Origin of the sequence: Bradyrhizobium sp. USDA 4541 (genome assembly GCF_024171085.1) — a bacterium.
Taxonomy (GTDB): domain Bacteria; phylum Pseudomonadota; class Alphaproteobacteria; order Rhizobiales; family Xanthobacteraceae; genus Bradyrhizobium; species Bradyrhizobium australafricanum.
On record NZ_JALJZF010000001.1, the window covers coordinates 8,877,196 to 8,895,576 of the forward strand.

General features: G+C 58.3%; 12 protein-coding genes and 1 pseudogene. 6 read left to right on the forward strand and 7 right to left on the reverse strand.

Annotated elements, in window-relative coordinates; all coding sequences use genetic code 11:
• Positions 1-12: 12 nt before the first annotated feature.
• From J2R80_RS41925 to J2R80_RS41945, 5 genes are all read right to left on the reverse strand, one after another.
• Positions 13-693: a molybdenum ABC transporter permease gene (locus tag J2R80_RS41925; protein WP_253640867.1), complete on the reverse strand. Its 681-nt coding sequence runs from the start codon at positions 691-693 to the stop codon at positions 13-15.
• 730 nt (positions 694-1,423) lie between these two features.
• The gene (locus J2R80_RS41930; RefSeq protein ID WP_253640868.1) at positions 1,424-2,404 is read right to left on the reverse strand and encodes a PDR/VanB family oxidoreductase; all 981 of its coding nucleotides are present in this window, start codon (positions 2,402-2,404) and stop codon (positions 1,424-1,426) included.
• Positions 2,405-2,414: 10 nt separating this feature from the next.
• Entirely contained in the window at positions 2,415-3,167 is a 753-nt protein-coding gene (locus tag J2R80_RS41935; protein ID WP_253640869.1) for a GntR family transcriptional regulator, read from the reverse strand.
• Between the two features lie 3 nt (positions 3,168-3,170).
• Positions 3,171-4,220: an aromatic ring-hydroxylating dioxygenase subunit alpha gene (locus tag J2R80_RS41940; protein WP_253640870.1), complete on the reverse strand. Its 1,050-nt coding sequence runs from the start codon at positions 4,218-4,220 to the stop codon at positions 3,171-3,173.
• A gap of 720 nt (positions 4,221-4,940) precedes the next feature.
• Entirely contained in the window at positions 4,941-5,078 is a 138-nt protein-coding gene (locus J2R80_RS41945; protein ID WP_253640871.1) for a hypothetical protein, read from the reverse strand.
• 635 nt (positions 5,079-5,713) lie between these two features.
• On the opposite strand from J2R80_RS41945, the gene J2R80_RS41950 reads away from it, so the two are divergent.
• From J2R80_RS41950 to J2R80_RS41975, 6 genes and pseudogenes are all read left to right on the forward strand, one after another.
• A complete protein-coding gene (locus tag J2R80_RS41950; protein ID WP_253640872.1) occupies positions 5,714-7,018 on the forward strand; it encodes a dicarboxylate/amino acid:cation symporter in 1,305 nt (434 codons plus the stop codon).
• Between the two features lie 1,083 nt (positions 7,019-8,101).
• On the forward strand, positions 8,102-10,774 hold the full coding sequence (locus tag J2R80_RS41955; RefSeq protein WP_253640873.1) for a PAS domain S-box protein: 2,673 nt from the start codon (positions 8,102-8,104) through the stop codon (positions 10,772-10,774).
• Positions 10,771-11,442 (forward strand): response regulator transcription factor, encoded by a 672-nt coding sequence (locus J2R80_RS41960; protein ID WP_253640874.1) that lies wholly within the window; start codon positions 10,771-10,773, stop codon positions 11,440-11,442. The genes J2R80_RS41955 and J2R80_RS41960 overlap by 4 nt, the downstream gene beginning before the upstream one ends.
• Positions 11,443-11,535: 93 nt before the next feature.
• Positions 11,536-11,922, forward strand: coding sequence for a response regulator transcription factor (locus tag J2R80_RS41965; protein ID WP_253640875.1), 387 nt, complete (start codon positions 11,536-11,538; stop codon positions 11,920-11,922).
• A gap of 1,331 nt (positions 11,923-13,253) precedes the next feature.
• Positions 13,254-14,060 carry an effector protein NopP gene (locus J2R80_RS41970; RefSeq protein WP_305884572.1) on the forward strand — a complete coding sequence of 269 codons (807 nt, stop codon included), beginning with the start codon at positions 13,254-13,256 and terminating at the stop codon, positions 14,058-14,060.
• Between the two features lie 454 nt (positions 14,061-14,514).
• Positions 14,515-15,857 (forward strand): annotated as a pseudogene (locus J2R80_RS41975) (IS5 family transposase).
• Positions 15,858-16,284: 427 nt separating this feature from the next.
• On the opposite strand, the gene J2R80_RS43905 reads toward J2R80_RS41975, so the two are convergent.
• Positions 16,285-17,013: a beta-L-arabinofuranosidase domain-containing protein gene (locus J2R80_RS43905; protein ID WP_256528146.1), complete on the reverse strand. Its 729-nt coding sequence runs from the start codon at positions 17,011-17,013 to the stop codon at positions 16,285-16,287.
• Positions 16,959-17,930, reverse strand: a complete 972-nt coding sequence (locus J2R80_RS43910) for a beta-L-arabinofuranosidase domain-containing protein (protein WP_253640876.1) — start codon at positions 17,928-17,930, stop codon at positions 16,959-16,961. The genes J2R80_RS43905 and J2R80_RS43910 overlap by 55 nt, the downstream gene beginning before the upstream one ends.
• Positions 17,931-18,381 lie beyond the last annotated feature (451 nt).

Genomic DNA, 18,381 nt, shown 5'->3' on the forward strand with positions numbered 1-18,381 from the left:
GCGCGCCTGCGCTCATGTGCTTCTCCTGGCACAGCGTCTGTCGAGGAGAGCTAAGGTGAAGATGACCGCAAAAGCAAACATCACCATACCGCCCGCAACCACACCCGCCTCGCGCCAGCGTGATGCTTGGACGTAGTCTATGACGTAGGCTGACAACACCTTGGTGCGCCCAGGAATATTGCCGCCGATCATCATCACGACGCCGAATGTGCCGATCGTATGAGCAAAGCCAATTACAGCGGCTTTGACAAACTCCAATCGTGCCAGCGGCAAACCGATGGTAATGAAGGCATACAACGGAGAAACCCGCGCCGCAGCTTCCAGCGGAGGGTCGCCCATCGCGACAAAGGCGTTGCGGATCGGCTGCACCACCAAAGGCAGCGCCGAGAGCACCGATCCGACTACGATTCCTGCGAAGGTAAAGGCGAGCGAGCGCTCGCCCCAGAAAGAAGCGAGAAGCCCCCCCGGTCCGCCGGGGCCGAGCAGCACGAGGACACAGAAACCGAGTGCCGTCGGCGGCAGCACCAGCAGTAGCGTGATGATCGCTGCCACCGCCTCGCGCAAAACAGTATGTGAACACGCTAGCCACCACGCGAGCGGCGCGCCAATCACCAGGAGGATCATGGTCGTCACGCTGGCGAGCTCGATCGTAAGCGCAACGGATTGCCAAATCTCTGCCGAAAACGCATCCATAGGCTTCAGCGCCCCAGTGAGAGACGGTCGCTGTCTCGAGGCAGTGATCGTGTGCACATCCGGCGCGCCGAGGTATGGAACGCGCAGCGCCTCTTAGTGGTGCAGACCTTCGCGGCGGCCACCACATTGACGCGCGTCGTTTTCGCGAGCAAGAGCAGCGTCGCAAACTTCATAGGAAACTCCTGTCACGGGCCGCTTCGACTGGTCTTGACGGCGGCAGCTCCTCGCTCGTCATCCAGCAATACCTGTGCCGCTTGCGCAATGTGGTGCACCACCCTAGGCTCGACGTGAGAAAATACGCACAGACGACGAGTCCGCCGTGGAGTGGATCTTGCGCTCTGTCAGGTTTCCGGCATCTTTGTTCCCGAGCAGACAGCGACGGCACAATGATGCGGCAGGGTTTGCCCCCGCCTAGGGTTTGTTATTGGATCTTACGGCGCTTCATGATCACTCGACGCGCCCCTTAAGTGGATTCTGTTTCGAAAATTGCCCCGGTCGTTTAGAGTTCGCTCGAACGCGGGCGCGGCTGAGCGCAAGCACAACCCGCCACAGTGCCATTTACGATAATGGACGCGGCTGGTAGCAAGGGTATCGGAATTCATGCCTTGCTGGACATGGCCGCAAAGGACCTCCAAGCAGCGACGCCTTTATCCGGTAATCATGTGCGCACCGTGATAAACGCGACATGCAGCTAGTTGTGAGGGAGGCACCGAAAACGGTTTGCAGCGACCTACAGAGCTTCCGGGCGGTGCCGTATATCGACCGTGATAGTGCCCCGGGCGCGGGAGACACATGCACAGATCTTTTCGTTCGCGCGTTTCTGCGGCTCGCTGAAGAAGACGTCGCGATGATCAAGCTCACCGTCGATCTTGATGATGTCGATGGCGCAAACACCACACTCGCCGCGCCGGCAATCCGCAATCACCTCGCAACCGGATTCATTGAGTACGTCCAGCAGCGAGCGATCACTCGGAATTTCGATTTCGAGGTTCCGATCGACAAAGCGAACCCGAAATCCTTCAGTCGGCAGCGAGCCGCTCGACCCGAAGGTTTCGTAGCGCAGGTCGGACACCGTTCGTCCTGCGCTATCCCAGGCCCGGCGCGCGGCATCGAGCATCCGCATCGGACCACACAACATGGTCAAGGCGTCAGGCGGCAGCGAGGCGAACAGATTATCGAAATTGAGCCGGCGCTCCTCATTGCCTGCATGGACAATAAGCCGCTCGTTCAGCAAGGGGGCGAGGACATCCAAATAGGCGGCTTGCTCGCGGGAGGGCACAGCATAATGCAGCGTGAAATCGGCATCGCGACGGGCGAGCGCCTGAGCTGCCCCAACCAGTGGCGTAATGCCGATGCCGCCCGCAATCAGGCAGTAGTGCCGGCGCGCCCAGTCGATCTGCAGCAACGAGGCAGGCAATGTGATGCTCAGCCGCGCACCCGGCGCAAGGGACCACATGTACCGCGAGCCGCCGCGGGTGTCCTCGGCGCGGCGCACCGCGATACGATAGCCGCCTCGGTCGGCTTCGCCGACCAGCGAGTAAGACCGCGTCTCTGGGCGCCCATCGATAGTGACAGCGACATTGATATGGCTGCCGACCGGATAGGTCGCGACATCAAAGCTTTCCGGTCTGATTAGCAACTCGCGGATCGAAGGCGTCAGATCGCGCGTCGCGACAAGGGTTGCCGGTATCCAGCTTTCAATGAACCGCATGCAGATTCCTTTACTCGCCTGCCATCCTGATAAGCGCCAGCCCCGGCAGTAGGTCAAAATGCGTCTTGTTCTGGAGCACAAAGCGCAAATTGCGCGCCGCCACTCGCGCATGCTCGCGCATGATCGCCTCAGCGCGCGCACCTTCGCGGTTTTCGATTGCGTCGATCACGACGCGGTGTTGATCTTGCGCAATCATGAGCGTGTCGCGCGCATCCGGCAGTGTCGATTGGGTCACCACAAAGCCGCTCGGGGAGGCAAAGGGCAGCGCGGAGGCGCGATCCACCTGCCGGATCAAGGGCGGGCTACGCGACAATTCGGTCAACATGGCGTGAAAGCGCGCATTGAGCGCAACGTACGAGGAGAAAGCGTCGACGGAGATTGGATCCTGCCGCACCACGCCGTCGATCTCGTCAAGGCATCGTTTCAGAGGCTCGAGATCACGCGACGAAGCACCGCGCTCGGCTGCAAAACGAGCGGCCAGACCTTCGAGCGTGCCACGCAGTTCGATCGAATCCAGGACATCTCGCTCGGAGAACGCCTTCACCATGAAGCCGCCAGAAGGAAGCGCTTCCAGAAGTCCTTCCTCTTCGAGGCGGACCAATGCCATTCGCACCGGGGTGCGCGAAGCGCCGGTCGTTTCAACAGCCTGCAATTCGGAGATCCGCTCCCCCGGCCGCAAATCTCCGGAGAGGATCAGATCGCGCAAGCTGAGCTGGGCGCGTACAGTTTGTGAGACGGAGCGATCGCCTTCGCGCTCGGTCATGCCCTACTCCGCGGCCTGCCGACTGTGCGACGGAATCTCGGCGTCGATCATCCGGTCTACCAGGCGGCGGGCCCACATCGCGCCCGCATCGATATTAAGATTGTAAAAGGCGCGGTCAGGATTTTCGTCAACCGCGCGCTGCTGCGCCTCGAGGATGACCTCGTCCTCACGGAAGATGCCAGAAACACCTTGGCGGAGCTCGGTGGTCAGGCGCTGTTCGTTCAACCGATAATTGCGCACAAATGCCCAGAAATAGTGGCAGCTCGTTTCCGTTTCGGGCGTGATCGTGTTGAGGACAAGACCATTGACGCCGGCAGCGCGATTGCCTTCGGGCGCGCCGGTTCCAGTGGGCGCCACCCCGACGTCGATATTGATCGTGCACGGGGCCTCGAAACGAATGATTTGCCAGCGGTCCACCGGACCAGGTTTTTGCAACTGCTTGGCCCAAAATGGCGGCGCGGTAATCCCCTTCATCCAGCGCGTCACGGTGGCGGTCTTCTCCCCATGAGTGACGTCAAACGGCGCTTCCGCGATGGCGTCATTGCCGATGCTGGCGCCGTGCACAAAAGTTTCGTGCGTCAGGTCCATGAGGTTGTCGATAACCAGACGATAATCGCATTTCAGATGAATGGTATCACCATCGCCGGCCCAAGCGGGATCATCGTTCCAGTGCATGTCCGGCACCAAGGCCGGGTCGGCTAGCGCCGGATCACCCATCCATAGCCAGACGAAGCGATGGCGCTCGACGACGGGATAGGCACGCACACAGGCGGAGGGGTTGATCGTTTCTTGCGAGGGCATGAAGGTGCAGCGGCCCTGCGCGTTGAATTTCAGACCATGATAGCCGCAGACGACGCTGTCGCCCTCAAGGCGGCCTTTTGAGAGAGGCACTAGTCGATGCCAACAGGCGTCCTCGAGCGCTACCACTTCGCCATTGGTGCGCCGATACATCACCACGTGCCTGCCGCAGATCGTGCGCGGCAGCAAGGCCTGCTTCACCTCGGCATCCCAAGCGGCTGCGTACCAGGCATTCATCGGAAAGCACCGGCTCATGTATCAACCCCTCCAGTTCTGGACACTGCATGTATACACTCGCCGGTAACTTCGGTTGAAGTGTGGCCATAAATGCGCAACTGAGTCTCTAGTCCGAAAAGTATGTATACAGAAAAGGGGCCTGAACTGCTCTCGCCAGCCGAGCATCAGCTGGGTTAGCGCGCGGCAAAACGGCAGTACCCGCTGAGTTCGACCTCGCCGGCGCGCATGCCCGACCGCATCTCGCGCCAGAATCTGCGCTGTCCTCATATGCGATCTGCTGCGTCCCTAGCCTGATCGGGCTCTCAGCACCGTCCAGCGTGCGCGACAACCGCGCGATAGCCCGAGATCGGATCGAGCTTGATAGCTCCAGGTGAAATGCGCAGCGCGATGGCAGCACCTTTATTGATGCCAATATCGTGCATACGCGCGCTCCCCCAAAGCGATAGCAAAGTCGATGGGCGACGTCCAACACCCAAGCAGAAGGCGCCATCGGTCCGTGCGATCCGAATGGCCTCCGCCAATTTTTGCCGAAGCGCGCCTCTGCGCGATTTACGATAGTGGCAGCCCCTCCCCCGATGCGCATGAATGGCGTGAAGGCACGTTGCTCAAGCATCGCGCAATGCTTGAACAATCCGATAAAAACGACGGAATCAGCGCGCCCATTCATCTTGCGCCGCGCCGCATGCGCTCGTGCTCGGAGATTCTCATTGAGCCACGATTCGGCTCTGTAGTGCGCGCCTACATGCGGGAGCTATCGAGCATGTGCGGTGTTCCATTCTCGCCAACCGCGAGGTCGAGCAGCGACGACGGTACCCCGTCTTTGAGGGCCACGTTGCCGCTGAACTCGGCAACAGACGGCAGGACTTCAAGGGCCATAAGATTGCTTCTTCTTGGACGCCCTCTGCGGGCTCTTGTGCGCACAGCCAGATCTCCGCCTTCTGCTGAACTGTGCGGTCACTTCACCTGGAGACAAATGCCCCGCGAACGGACATGCTTTGCCGCTAGCGAAAATGCAGCGCCTCCATCACAGAATTTGCGGCAATCGGGTCCTAGATCTTCGATGTGCCAGACTTCCATCGTGTGAATGCCTACGATCGAAACTATCGATTTTACCAATCTCACGCAGTGTTGCATCAATCTCATCAGTCGGCGCATACCGATCACGCCAAGTTTCCAGATCGAGACGTGCCCGCGGTGCGCCCAGCCGACCAAACATACACATTATGCTGCAACGTCATGTTCGAGCTTGCAACCGCGGTCCGAGCACCTGGACCGAGCCAACGGCGAGAGACGGTTTATCCGCGGGCACTTGATTGGCCCAGATCGGGCATCTGGTGCATATCTTGCTTAGCGAAAAAAGATAACGTAACTGAACGCCTGCCTTTGGGAAGACGCGCCGCTTCTCGGATCGTCTTCAATCGGACACGGCTAAAACGACGAGCCTCGCATGATGCTGTCGCCTCTCAACGACGCGGCGGCTTGCATTCGGGTATATTCGGGAAGGAAGCGTCATGACCACCATGGCAACCGCGGCGCCCGCGCGCGCGTCGCAAACTTGGTATAAGATCCTCTATGTCCAGGTGTTGATCGCCATCGTGGTTGGCGCCTTGGTCGGTTGGCTGTGGCCATCTGTCGCGACCAACGATTGGGTCAAGGCGCTCGGTGACGGATTCATCAAACTCATCAAGATGGTGATCGCGCCGATCATCTTCTGCACCGTCGCATCCGGCATCGCACACATTCAGGATGCAAAGAAAGTCGGGCGCGTCGGCGTCAAGGCATTGGTTTATTTTGAGATCGTCTCCAGCTTTGCGCTGCTGTTGGGCCTTATTATGGGTAATCTGGTCCAAATCGGTCATGGCCTTGCAGTCAAGCCGGACGCTGCAGCGGTCGCCAATTACGTCAAGCAAGCGGAAGCCTCCAAGAGCGTCGATTTCGTTCTCAACATCATTCCCGATACCATAGTTGGCGCGTTCGCTCGCGGCGATGTTTTGCAGGTGCTCCTGTTCGCGATCCTGTTCGGTTTTTCTCTGATGGCGCTAGGAGAACGCGGGGAGCGGCTGCGCGGCATGATTGACGACGTCGCGCACGCGGTGTTCGGCGTAATCGCCATCATTATGAAAGCGGCCCCGATCGGGGCCTTCGGCGCCATGGCCTTCACGATTGGCAAGTTCGGGCCGGCAGCGCTCGGCAATCTGATCGGTCTGATCGCACTATTTTACGTGACGGCTGCGCTTTTTGTGGTGGTTGTGCTCGGCATTATCGCACGCATCGTCGGCTTTTCGATTTTCAAGTTCATTGCCTATATCAAGGACGAGCTTTTGATCGTGCTCGGCACTTCGTCCTCGGAAAGCGCGCTGCCGCAATTGATGGGGAAGCTTGAGCGGCTGGGCTGCTCCAAGCCCGTGGTCGGCCTGGTGGTCCCAACTGGGTACTCCTTCAACCTCGATGGCACCAACATCTATATGACACTTGCCACATTGTTCATTGCCCAAGCACTCGGAGTCGATCTCACCTTTGGCCAACAGCTCACGATCTTGCTCGTGGCAATGCTGACCTCCAAGGGGGCAAGCGGCGTCACCGGCGCGGGCTTCATTACGCTCGCCGCAACATTGTCGGTCGTCAACCCAGCGCTGGTACCGGGTATGGCAATCGTGTTCTCGATCGACAAGTTCATGAGCGAGGTACGCGCCCTTACCAACATCACCGGCAATGGCATTGCAGCCGTGTTCGTATCCTGGTGGGAAGGCGAGCTAGAGCACGCGACGTTGCACGCTCGGCTCGACCGGCCCACCACTGTCGACACAAGGAGGTAGCCCGGATCTCGGTCGCCGTCATTGCAAGACGCGTCGAATCCAAGCGCAACCGCATTCACGATTCTTCGTAGTTCAAGTCGGCACCGTGCTCGAACTGCGAGTCGGAGCTTTCTCCCACTGGATCTCCAGAACGCAGCTCTTGCTCCGCTTCACGCCCCCGGCAGTCGCCTGTGAGGCGCTACCGCACGCGAGAAGGAGCTGCAATTTTGGAAAGTCATTTTCAAGCGTGGTCTTTCGAGGTTAGGCTTCTGGCCAGCCGAGCGCCTGTGCAACATTGCCGAGCCAGACAGTAAGACTGCGAAAGAACGTATCCAGCGTGACGGACCAAGGTGTTGACCTGCCCACAAATGGCCACGTCCGTGGTCACCGCACTCGCCTCGCCCGGCCGGCTAGGCGGTAGCTTCTTCCGCGTTCGACTCAGTCTAACGGTACGTATCCAGATCGCGATAAGTGTGATCTGCGTGGACTAGATTGGCACCTTGACTGAGACGAGGCGGCTCGAAGAAGCTAGTGTCGGCTCGGCGTCATATACGCGCTCTCGATTCCGGCTAACGGCTCATCGGCACGAAACCTGAGCTGAGATGGCCGCGAGTCATAGACAGCCGTTGCATAACTTCGCCTTACTATCTTGGCACATTACATTGCGTTCCCTTCCGCATGATCGACCGCGAGATGCGTGGTCCCGCAGCTTGCATCTATCCTTTCCGGATTCGGCGAGCGGGGTGCTTTTTCGGCCGCGACGTCCTCGCTGAACTGTAACCCTTGTCCTCGTCGTGGCGTGCCAACAGGTCCCGGCGGCGATCCTAGGGCCGCAACCTCCAATGCCTGCCCCGAGGTCACCGGCCGCGGAGGAAACCAGACAGCGCAGCCTCGATTGTACACAGGTTAGCGCGCACTATTGAAAGGTTTAGGACAACTATACGTACGTTTGTAATGCGTATTTCTTCGGCGCGTGCTGAGTTCAACAGAAGGCAATCGATCTCGGATCCGCTCACGAAGTTCTGTCGGCAGCGAAAGGATTGCCCCATTTTTGCCTAAAATGTTATAGCTCTCCCGCCGGAGAAAAGGCCGGACGGTATAAAAATGCGTAGCCAGATCAGCAGTTTCAAAGTTTCAGCGCCTCAGTTTACCTTCGGCAGCATAACGTTGGCCGTGGTAACGCTGGCTTGCTTGTACCTTCACGCGCAGTTCGCTGCGACGGCGTTCGCCTATTTGTTAGTCGTGTTGCTGTTTTCGTTGATGGGCAGCTTCATCGCGTCATCCGCGCTTTGCGTCGTGGCCATCGCAGCTCTCGCTTACTACTTTGCGCCGCCAGCGTTCAGTCTGCGGATCGATGATCCACAAGATCTTCCGGTGGTCGTTGCGTTTTTCGTTGTCTCGATCGTCGGAACGCACCTGATCGGAAAAGTGCGCCAGGAAAGCCAAGCCGCGCGTGAGGCCGCAGCCATGCTCCGGATCAGCGCGGCCGATTTGGAGGACCGCGAGAAACGCTGGCAAGCAATCTTCGAACACAATCCGGCTATGTACGTCATGGTCGACGAAGCCGGTACCGTCCTCAATAGCAATTCGTTCGGCGCGGCACAGTTCGGCTATGCGCGTTCCGAACTGATCGGCCACTCCATCCTGGGAGTCTTTCTGGAGGAGGATCGCGAGTTAGCTCGCGAATGCATTCGCGCCTGCCTTGAAGATATCGGTCAATCGCGAACCTGGGAGGCCCGGAAAGTCAGGAACGACGGCTCGGTACTGTGGGTACGTGAAAATGCCAAAGCCATGATCTGGGCTGATGACCGGCCCATTGTTCTGATATCCTGCGAAGATATCACCGAACGGAAGCGGACCGAGTTTGCCCTACAGCGGAGCGAAGCACATTTGGCCCAGGCCCAGGAGCTGAGCCATACAGGCAGCTTCGGCTGGAATGTCGTCACCGGCGAGGTCTTCTGGTCAAAGGAGACGTTTCGAATATTTGAGTTGGACCCGCAGACCGTTCCGTCGCCGCACCTCGTCGTCGAGCGCACCCATCCAGATGATAGGGCTTCGGTTCAAGAGGTTATTGATCGGGCGATGCGAGATCGTAAGGATTTCGAGCATGAATACCGGCTGCTGCTGCCGGACGGCTCGGTGAAGCACATCCATGCGCGGGCACGAGCCACGAGAACCGCCAGCGGTGATATTGAGTTTGTCGGGGCAGCGACGGATGTTACCGCGGAGCGGCAAGCAGAGCAGAAGCTGCGGCGCAGTGAGGCCTATCTCGCCGAAGCCCAGCATCTCAGTCACACGGGCAGCTGGTCCTGGGACGTTCACGGACTCGATTTTGTGTATCGCTCCGCCGAGGTCGATCGTCTGTTTGAGTTTGATCCGCAAGAGACCGTAACAATAGAGACCATTCGCTCGCGCATCCATCCAGACGACCTCCCCGGGCTCCAGGAGGTGCAGCGCCAGGCTATCGAGCTCAAGGAAGATCGCTTCGAGTATGATTTTCGAATTCTTCTAAAAGACGGCGGGATAAGGCGCATACACTCCGTTGCGCATATCGTGGTCGGCAACGATGGCTGCGTGAGCGAACTGATCGGAACGCATATGGATGTGACCGAGCAATACGCCGCCAGAGAGCGCCTGGAAAACACACTGGCTGCGCTGCGCGAAAGCGAGCAGCGCTTTCGCGATTACGCCGAGACAGCTTCCGATTGGCTCTGGGAGACCGGGCCGGATCACCAGGTTACGCGCTTGTCCGAGCACACCAGCGCTGCGGGAATCTTAGCGACAGGATTGATCGGCCTGCTCCGCTGGGACATTGCGTGCGATGTGGAAGAGGAACCTGAGAAGTGGCGGCAGCACCGGGCCACACTTGAGGCGCATCTGCCGTTCCGGGATCTGGTCTACCGTACTGTCAACCGGACCGGATCTCCGATCTACGTTCGGACGAGCGGCAAGCCCTTTTTTGATGCGAACGGCAAGTTCCTTGGCTACCGCGGCGTCAGCACCGACATCACCGCTATTATTCGCGCAAATCAAGCCGAACAACAGTTGCGGAAGGCACAGGCGGAACTTGCGCATGTGACACGTGTGACGACGTTAGGAGAGCTGACAACCTCCATTGCCCATGAAATCAACCAACCACTCGCCGCCATTATCAGCAACGCTGACGCGTGCCTCGGTTGGATGGGCCGCGAAACTCCTGATCTATCCGCCGCGCGCTCTTCGGTTGAGTGGATCATCGAAGACGCAATACGGGCAAGCGAAGTGATCCGTCGCGTGCGCGCTCTTGCGAAGAAGGGCGAGATCGAGATGGTGCCGCTCGATATCAATGAGGTCGTTGGGGACGTCATTGCGCTGGTGACGCGAGAGCTGGTGAGCCACCAGGTGGCGTTAAGAACCGAGTTGACGGCAGCGCTGCCTACGATTCTCGGTGACCGGATTCAGCTGCAGCAAGTGATCATCAATCTGGTGATGAACGGGATCGAAGCCATGGACGCAGTCACGGACCGGTCCCGTGAATTGCTGATTCAGTCGTCTATGGACGATATGGGGCATGTGCAGGTGGCCGTGACAGATTGGGGCGTCGGGATCGCCGAGAATGATGCGGACCGCGTGCTAGAGCCTTTCTTCACCACGAAATCCAGCGGCCTTGGAATGGGTCTTTCGATCTGCCGGTCGATCGTTGAGGCTCACGGAGGACGGCTGTCAGTGGTGCGCAAGGAGCAGCCGGGCGTGACATTCCAGTTTGCCCTGCCGTTGCATGAGGAGATCGTCTTATGACGCGACGCTCTGACTCGCCAAGCAGCAATCCTGAGGCTTCGACAAAGGCGATCGTCTTCGTCGTCGAGGATGACATCTCCATGCGTCGGTCGCTCACCAACCTTTTTCATTCGGTAGGATTGGACGTCGTTGCATTTGGATCGGCCCGCGAAATGCTGCAGAACGCACTTCCGGATGTTGTTAGCTGTCTGGTTCTTGATGTCCGGCTCCCAGGCTTGAGCGGCTTGGAGTTCCAAACCGAGCTGGGGAAGTTGAACATACATATTCCGATCATTTTCATTACCGGCCATGGCGACATTCCCATGAGCGTCAGGGCGATGAAAGGAGGCGCGGTCGATTTCCTTACCAAACCGTTTCGCGATCAGGAATTGCTTGACGCGGTGATCGCCGCGACCGAGCGCGACCGCAAAAGACGGGAGGCCCAGCAAACAGTCGCAAACCTGCAGTCGCTATTTGAGACCCTGAGCCCGCGCGAACAGGCGGTGATGAAGCTGGTCGCTTCCGGCCTGATGAACAAGCAGGTAGCCGCTGAGCTTGGGCTCGCCGAGATTACGGTCAAGATCTACCGGGGACACGTAATGAGAAAGATGCGTGCCCGCTCGCTGGCCGATCTGATCAGAATGGCTGAGACCCTGGGGATCGGCGCGAATCGTTCTGAACAAACCTAAGTATGATTTTACAATTTCGTCACTCGAGCCCACTTTTCGCCCAGGGTGGCTAATGCCTCGGCAGCCGTTAGTCCCGCGCCAGGAGGGATCGTCTTGTCCACGCCTTTGATTTCTGTCGTTGACGACGACGCATCTGTTCGTGCGGCGACGGAGAACCTATTGAAATCGCGCGGCTACATCGTTCAAACATTTACATCGGCGGAGGATTTCTTGAGATCGCCGCGGTTGAACGAGACCTCCTGCGTAATTACGGACGTGCAGATGCCCGTTATGGGCGGCTTGGACCTGCTGGCGGAAATGCGGTCTCGCGGTTACGGGGTGCCGTTCATTTTCATTACTGCCTTCCCGAACGACCGCGTGCGCGCCTCAGCTCTGAGTGCAGGAGCGGTTGGCTTCTTGGCCAAGCCCTTCGCCGGACATGCACTGATCGAGCACCTCGATGCCGCACTGAAGGAAAACCGCAACGGAGGATGCACTTGAAACGATCAGCCGGCAGCGAGCCATTTCAGTACCGAATGTCGAGATCCGGCGAACTCGGTACGATCTTACTGAAGCGGCCTTTGCGAAATCAGGTGGCCCAGCGCCAGTCGATGCCGCATTGCCTTCTTGGCCCGTGAGCTGCCCAGGCATCAGGCCGCTCAGGACGACGTTGCCACCAAGGGTCGGAGTATGCTTCTAGGCTCTACTCGTCCTTTTTTTGGCACTTCGGGGGACATTGCGCAGAGGGTGTTCGACAAGCTCAAGCGCGAACGTTCTGCGCGAGCTCCTTCCGCCACGGCGCCAGTCGCCGCATTTTTCCCTGCCTACCTCCCATCGCTCTGCGCTTTCCTCAAACCACCCTTAAAGCGGCCTCCTCGACGCTCCCCAACTCTGCTCATGTTAGATGGTGTACAAGACCTCCGCAGCCAAGCCGCCCAGATACTCAAGCGAAACGCCGGCCGCCAATGGCGACCGGGCGCATCTTGTTCTGATCTGACGTAGACCATCACCGGATGCGAGCAACTCCATCTATTGGATTGCGCATCGGATCGGCTGCCCAGTAGGAGCGAAACCTGACGGTGCAGCTGTACTCCAAGCGGTATCTCGCTCGAAAACAGCAGGCTCTCTTCGGGCTGCGAGCCGCAATAGACCGCTTAGTTACTGACGATCTCGCGAAGAGCGGCGCCAGATAGTCTAGATGACGATCTTATGTGAGATTCTCTTGTCACATGAAATCGTCCTCGTAGTCGACCTTGAGGAGCTTACTGCGTTATCGTTATCGCTACCATTACTGTCGTCAGCTTTTGAGAGGTACGGGCCAGTGGCTCAAAGAGCTGATCATCATCGAAAGCACTTCGTCACCAGTGAAACGAATGAGATCGAATCCGTAGTCCTCATTCGCTCGCAGGCCGTCCTCCACTCGTGCACCGTACTGATCTGCGGTAAGGCGAGGAGCATGATTGATGTTGACGCGACAAGGTCGAAATCCACACTCGATCACAAAGTCGCAATTGGCCGATTGTTCTTTCTAGAGGTGGGCGCCAACCGCATTCAGACCATGAGTCCGGACGGATCCAACCGTAAATCGGCATAAACGCCGGATCAATCGAACGTGCCGACCTCGTTTGATCGTTCGGCGCAGCGCGACATTTGCGCCGAAGCAAATCCAGCTCGACCATAAAAATCCGAAATTCTATGGCCCTGCAGACCTCGATTCGTGACTTTCCGGCCACGTTCTCCTTCAAGACGCGGTGTCAGCTTGCGGACAGCTAAGCTCGGTATCAGGCAGGGCAGGTCGAGGGACCTGAACAAAATGCAACATCGATAGGAGTATGGTCGTCATGTACAATCGAATTAACAATTGGTCGGATGTCCCATCCAATGATGAGTATCATCACTCAGGCAGTCACGGGAATGCCGACGACTTTTCCGATGCGTTCGCTAGAATGCGATTGCACGATTCCGGTGCCAGCTCATCATCGCAGCCGAATTATTATCTCAGCTCAAGAGCTCCTGTCATTGAAATCGACCAAGCCAGATTCCGGCGAGAGGTGAGGAACTTTTATGGCGATGAAATCAATCATATCGCCAACAATCCGCAGGAGTACTCGGATTATGTATCCGAAAGAGCCAGGCGCACGGCGGATGTCGCTAGCAATTACGGGATCCGAAGGGATTCTGACGCCGCCCGATATTACAGCTATCAACTAGGAAACAGGAGCGTCGGTCTCCAAAGAACGGAAGCGGGATTTCCTATGGAGAGTGAGTTCTACAGCCAACAGTGGCGAGCACAGTTCCCCGGACGCACTGACGTCACCTCGATCGTGGATTTTCAGGTTGCTCATCCGCTCGTCGGCAACGCTGGCGATATTCTGCTCGAGCACCAGCTACGGCAAGACGGCGAACGGCCGCTGGTGAACTGGCGTCCTGCTAATGACGAAGCGAGAACTCGTGCAGAACAAATGGGCTTCGTTGAAGTGGATCAAAATGATATGGTGCTCGACCCCACCCAGTCCAGCCAATGGCGATACAGGGATGGTGGATGGCAGCGTGCAACCAGTTCTTCGAGGTATCTCTCCAAAGTGGCGAGCGATACCGAAGCTTCTTCAGAGTCCGACTCGGACGGAGACTTTATGTGACGTGAGATCTGCACCTCCATGAAAGGAGGTGCAGGAGCGCAGACCAACCAACACTTGCGGCTTACGATCGAGCCCGGGACTGAACGAAGCCGAATCCAATTCGGCTCAATGCGTGAGGTGCACCGTAGCTAACCGCACCGCGGCGGTTACGAGAGTTGGCTGGCTATGAATAGCGCAGCAGAAAACCCCGGCTTGCCGCCGGGGTTTTCGACGCCGCCGGGCGGCACGAGCGGGTTGCCTATGGCAGGCGCGAGCGTCATCGTGTCCGCTTCCGGTCAGTTAACGCGTCGACCGTGAAGAGCGGCTAAGCGACTGAGGTGAGATCGCATTATTCGTTGTGGCCTGTTTTGGGATTGCAGAGTTTTGGTGTTTCGGGCATCGGAACCCTACAATTTCATTTTCAGGATTCCGCCGAATCGCCAGTCATGATTCCGTGCTCGCATCGGAGGTGGCGATGCGACCGAAGAAGCCCAAAGCAACGGGATCGGGCGATCTGTTCCGGGCCAGGCTAGGCCAGATCATCAACATGAACCACGAGCTGGTTCAACTCGCCAGCCGGGTTGATTGGGACTGGATCGACGGCGAGATCGCGCCGCTCTATAGTGAGAATGGTCGGCCCGGGATCGCGACCCGCCTCATGATCGGGCTGTTGCTGCTCAAGCACATTTACGGGCTGTCCGATGAGGGGGCGTGCGAGCGCTGGGTCACGACCCATATTTCCAGTACTTCACCGACAAAGAGTTCTTCCAGCACGCCTTCCCGCACGAGCGCTCGGACCTGAGACACTGGCGCAAGCGGCTCGGCGAAGCTGGAGCTGCTATTGGCCGAGAGCCTGCGGGTGGCGCACCAGACCTGCACGTTACGCAGCCAGGATCTCAAACCGGTCACGGTCGATACCACCGTGCAGCCGAAGGCCATCACCTTCCCGACCGATGCCAAGCTGCTGCACGCGGCGATCAAGCGGCTCAACCGCCTGGCGAGGGAGCACGGGGTCAAGCTGCGGCAGTCCTATCTGCGCACTGCCAAACCGCGACAATGATGGCGGGACACTACGGCCAAGCCAAGCAATTCAAGCGGCATCAGCGGCAGTTGCGCATCCTGCGCAGCCGGTTGGGCCGGATCATCCGCGATATCCGCCGCAAGATCGAAGGTCAGGCTGCGCTTGAGAACACGTTCGCCCTCCCGCTCAGCCGGGACTCGCAGATCCGCTCGCAGCAGCAGCGCCAGCGCGGCTTCAAGCTTTATTCCTTCCACGCCCCGGAGTTGGAGTGCATCGGGCAAGGGCGAAGCAGCCGCGCCTTACGAGTTCGGCGTCAAAGCCTCCATCGTCACCAACAACCGCCGTTCTCCCGGGGGCCTGTTCGTGCTCCACGCCAGGGCGCTACCCGATAACCCGTACGACGGTCACACCTTGCGGGACGTCATCGACCGCACCGAGACACTCACCGGCTGCGCGATCGAGCGCGCCTATGTCGACAAGGGATACCGCGGCCACGACGCACAAATCCCCGCCGGGTCTTCATCTCCGGCCAGAAGCGCGGCGTCTTCGGGGTCATCAAGCGCGAGCTGCGCCGCCGCTCCGCCATCGAACCCATCATCGGACACCTGAAGACCGATGGTCACCTCGGCCGCTGCTACCTCAAAGGCCGCGCCGGCGATGCCGCCAATGTGATCCTCTCGGCCGTCGGCCACAACCTCCGCCGCATCCTCGCCTGGCTGAGGGCTCTTTGGTGCCTGATCCTGACCACCCTCATCGCGACCGCCAGCGATCGTTTGCCGTCTAAATCGATTTTTTAACAGACGACTAGATTTCTGCACTTGGTCAAAGCCTGTTAGGCCGTGTGGAGCTGATAGGCAGCCTGGCTTACAAAAACCTGACGTGGATCCTCTAATCGAACTTCACTTTGGCTTGTCGCCGTGCTTGCTTCAAAACACGCACGGCGGCACGCTCAAGCCATCGGCATTTGATCGGCTTGATGAGGCCAAGAGCAACTCCGAGGGTGCCTCTTCACCAACAATTGGATCGTTCGATGTTGGCCTGCTTACTCCAAGCGGCTCGTTCGCGTTCCAACGGCTCGCTGAACCGGCTCATATCCTGTTCTTCGCTTGATAGTTCAGTGGAGCTCGTGGACGGGCCGACTTAAATGGATTGACGACGTCCAGGCTTTGACCGGCGACATTGCCTATCTAACTAAGATTCATGGCAGCAGGCCCCTTGTCAGCGTCAGCGCTCATTTATCCAAATCCGCATTTCGCCTTCGCCGCGGTTCGCCCAGCTGAACCACGGAATGAATGTCAACCGCGTTGGTTCTAGCTGCCCAGGCACCTTGTCGTAATGATAAAGTGGCGCTTCTTCGGATTGCGTGTGTTGCAGTCGCACTCCGTCAGCCTGCAGCAAAATCTTGCCCTTGAAGAGGCCAGTTCCGTCGACAAGCGAAAACCGGCTGTCTGCATGAAGCCAAACGTTGTGTAACTCGGTCCCGTTGTCGACTTCCTCAAGGCAATAAACTAACGGGCCACGCTCTATGGCCACCTTGCCGGCCAAATTGCGAACTTGCGGATGGCCGTAGACGCGACGCACTTGCATCGGCAGCAATAGTTTGACGCGATCTCCCTGCCTCCATGTCCGGTGAATGTGCAAATAGCCATTTCGCGGCTCGCAATTGATACGCTCCCCGTTCAGGCTCGCCTCCGGCGCGCTGCACCATTGTGGTAGGCGCAGAGCGAGCGTGTGGGAGATTGGCAGTGCAGATTCGACGGCGATCTCCACCTCGTCTTTCCAGGGATAGTTGCCGCTCATGAGCAGTCGCAGCTCAGCCCCGCCGACCGATATTTCCACTCTATTGCCGTAGAGATTTACATAGAGCGCCTCGGCGCGAGGCGTATAGATATAATGACCTATCGATGCGAAAAGCCGTGCGATGTTCGGTGGACAGCACGCACAGCCAACCAGGGCTTTCGCACCGGCGAGACATGATTATAAATGCCATTGGACCTCAGCGTTTTGGGATGCATTTCGAGCGGATTAACATAGAAATAATGACGACCGTCGAATGCGATACTGCCGAGAACGGTATTGTAGAGCGCGCGCTCCATCACGTCGGCATAGTGACCATCCAGCTCCATCTCCAGCATACGACGCGCCAACATCATTAGGCCAATGGACGCGCAACTTTCCGCGTACGTCGTATCATTCGGCAGATCGTAATCGCAGCTAAACCCTTCGCCCGCGCTTTGCGAGCCGATGGCTCCGGTGATATAGATCTGGCGCTGCACCATGCTTTGCCACAGCCGTAGGCAAATCTGACGTTGCTGATCGTTCTGACGCAGCCGGGCAAGATGAGCTACCCCGGTCATGAGGTATACAAAGCGAACCGCATGGCCGGTGGCAGTCCGCTGCTTGGAAAGTGGCAAATGCGCTTGGCTATATGCTTTGTTTCTTAGCATCCATGGCGGGCCGCCTGATTCGGTCGCACAGGATTGCCGGCGCTTCTCGTACTCAATGTCGTAAAAATGGGGCTCCGAGCCCCGTTGCTCCACAAAAAAATTGGCTAGCGCGAGATATCGCTGCTCATGAGTCACTTCGTAGAGACGCACTAACGCAAGTTCAATTTCCGGGTGGCCATCGTAGCCATGTAGCTGATCACGCTCCGGGCCGAAAACTCTGTCGACGTGGTCAGCAAGTCTGCAACCAACCTCGAGCAATCGCCGTTTGCCCGTCGCCTGAAAGAACGCGACACCCGCTTCAATCAAATGGCCGGCGCAGTAAAGCTCGTGGCACTCCGCTAGGTTGCTCCAGCGTTCCCGAGGCGCGTTCAGTATGAAATAGGTGTTAAGATAGCCATCGCCACATTGGGCGGTTGCAATCAATTGTTCTCCTGCGGCGTCGCACGACCACACATGTGCTGGCAGCAGCTCGTTCGAGGAGCGGGCCAGCAATTCCCATGCCGAGAATGAGGACGTTCTGGTCGATCCGATCTGCGGCTCTGCGATAAGCGGCCGTTGCGATCCTGGTCCACCAACCGGATTTTCCAGTCGAGCTAATCCCGCGCCGCCGCATCGCTGGGTCGATCCTGGTATACGAACCGATCGGCTGTCCCCGGGGCAGATAATGGCCGGTACTCGCCGGCCGCAGATATAGCCGGAACGCCGCTCCTTTCGTCGCGACTAGCCGCCCGCACCTGATTCGAGCCCTTCAATACGCTGCGCGGCAATGTCCGGTTTCAGACAATCCTTTGATGACGCGTGGCAGGTGGGAGGGCTGCACAATGGCGCGTGGGACCCAAGTCGAATCGAATGGGCAGCTGCTACGCAGGATTCA